The 2480-nt window shown below is 39.3% G+C and carries 1 protein-coding gene; it reads left to right on the forward strand.

Features of this window, described 5'->3' with window-relative positions; genetic code table 11:
* The first annotated feature begins 491 nt into the window (after positions 1 to 491).
* Positions 492 to 2162: a formate--tetrahydrofolate ligase gene (locus ACFO3G_RS03435; RefSeq protein ID WP_380078006.1), complete on the forward strand. Its 1671-nt coding sequence runs from the start codon at positions 492 to 494 to the stop codon at positions 2160 to 2162.
* Positions 2163 to 2480: the final 318 nt, after the last annotated feature.

A 2480-nucleotide genomic window follows, 5' to 3' on the forward strand; every position in this document is an offset into this window, starting at 1 on the left:
CATTTCTTCATGCTTAACCATTCGTTTTGACAACATTTCAATGATCTCTTTAGTGTTTTCGAACCGACTTTTGTCAGTTCTATTGTTTAACTTTTAATTTTTCGGTAAAAATTTACCGAAGTATTGAATAAGTATATTCATATAAAGTATTTGATAAAAAAGATGCGGCTAGAGATCTGTAAAAACAAAACAGATTGAAGTGTTTCTCTCAAATATCAACTTAAGACACAACATCTATCAACATTATTTAATTTTATTTCAGTATAACCTTAAGCCTTTTCACAAAAGCACTTTCTAACTCATAGATAGCAACTATACGGTATATACATACATTTTTAAGGTAAATACTGATTTTTTGTGTACATTCGCAACCGAAATAAAGGCAACTAATCTCAATAGAACCATATAAAGCAGAAAACATATATACTCAAATTCGTGAGATACAACAAAGAAGATGCCTTAATATACATACTCATCAAATTAACGAAACAATGATGACAGATATCGAAATAGCAAGAGCTACAAACTTAAAACCTATCACAGAGATCGCAAAGAGCATAGGACTTCACAGCGAGTCCATCGAACCATACGGACGATACATAGCCAAAGTTCCACTAAACGAAATAGACGAGAAGAAAGCAGAGAAAAGTAATCTAATCCTTGTCACAGCCATTACTCCTACCAAAGCCGGTGTGGGAAAAACGACTGTCTCAATTGGTCTGACTTTAGGTCTTCAGAAGTTAGGCAAAAAAGCCTGCGTTGCCCTTAGAGAACCATCTCTTGGTCCATGCTTTGGCATGAAAGGCGGAGCAGCCGGTGGTGGTTATGCTCAAGTGCTTCCAATGGAAAATATCAACCTACATTTCACGGGAGACTTTCATGCTATCACCTCTGCTCACAACATGATCTCCGCTCTCTTGGACAACTATATATATCAAAACAGAAATACTTGTGAGGGATTATCTGAAGTTGTTTGGAAGCGCGTCCTTGACGTCAATGACAGATCACTTCGGAATATCGTTACCGGTTTAGGAGGAGCCGGCAACGGCATCCCTCGTGAGGCAGGCTTTGATATCACGGCTGCATCAGAGATTATGGCAATTCTCTGCTTGGCTACAGATTTTGATGATCTAAAAAGACGTATTGGCAATATTCTTCTTGGGTATACCAAGACCGGTGAGCCATTTCTTGTAAAGGATCTGGGAATCAGCGGAGCCATTGCCGCATTGCTTTTTGATGCCATCAAACCAAACTTAGTACAGACTATCGAACACGGACCGGCTTTTGTACATGGTGGTCCATTTGCCAACATTGCGCATGGCTGTAATTCAATCCTTGCAACAAAAGCCGCACTAAGTGTTTCTGACTATGCAATCACTGAAGCCGGTTTTGGAGCTGATTTGGGAGCTGAGAAGTTTTTTGACATCAAATGCCGTAAGGCAAACCTTCAGCCGGCACTGACAGTAATAGTCGTTACACTGTCCGGTCTTAAGATGCACGGAGAGGTAAAAGAAGATACCATCAAAGAAGTCAATCCGGAAGGAGTAAGGAGAGGTTTGAAAAACTTAGACCGACACATTCATAACCTAAGGCGTTTCGGTCAAACCATTGTAGTGGCATTCAACAAGTATGCGAACGACACAGACGAAGAGATAGACATCGTTAGAGAGCACTGTGAAAAACAGCTCGGTATCGGTTTTGCAGTTAACAATGCCTTTGCTGAAGGAGGAGAAGGTGCATTGGAGCTTGCACGACTTGTTGTGGACACCATTGACAATAACCCGTCCAAACCACTGGAGTTTGCTTACAGCCTATCAGATACAATCACTGAGAAGATAGACAAGATTACCAAAAAGATATATGGTGCTGCCAATATAACATATAGCAGCAAAGCGACTAAGAAACTCAGAAAGATTCAGGAACAAGATCTTTGTCATTTCCCGGTATGTATCGCAAAGACTCAATATTCATTTTCTGCCAACGCCAAAGAATACGGTGATGTGAGAGACTTCGAGCTCAAAGTTTCTGATATAATTATCAATCGAGGTGCCGAAATGATTGTTGTAATCATAGGAGATATAATGAGAATGCCGGGACTTCCCAAAGTACCACAAGCAGAACATATTGATGTTGTTGACGGTCACATTGACGGACTAAGCTAAGACATTAATAGAGAAAATTCTACATTCTATAAATATTACAGTTCGAAAAGAGGGTTGCATCAAGGACATCTTGATTGTAACCCTTTTTTTCTGGTCAACTCCAAAAGCTTTTATCAGGTAGCAGTAGCACAAAATAGCTCCTTTGAAACACAAACAATGATTATAGAACTTCACTTAAATCACAATAAATACAATAGTGTCCTAAACGTTTTTGACGAATAAAAAGAAAAGGGTAGGTTTGTATTGAACAAAAAAGAACAGCTCCAAGAGCTGTCACCAACCACCCTTTTCATGGCAAATATAACACTATTCGCACAA

It is taken from the genome of Falsiporphyromonas endometrii (genome assembly GCF_042654485.1).
In the GTDB taxonomy this organism is placed as follows: Bacteria; Bacteroidota; Bacteroidia; order Bacteroidales; family Porphyromonadaceae; genus Porphyromonas; species Porphyromonas endometrii.

Excerpts from the sequence above, each read along its gene's own strand:
- ACFO3G_RS03435 (WP_380078006.1), top strand. The coding sequence starts at position 492 with ATGATGACAGATATCGAAATAGCAAGAGCTACAAACTTAAAACCTATC.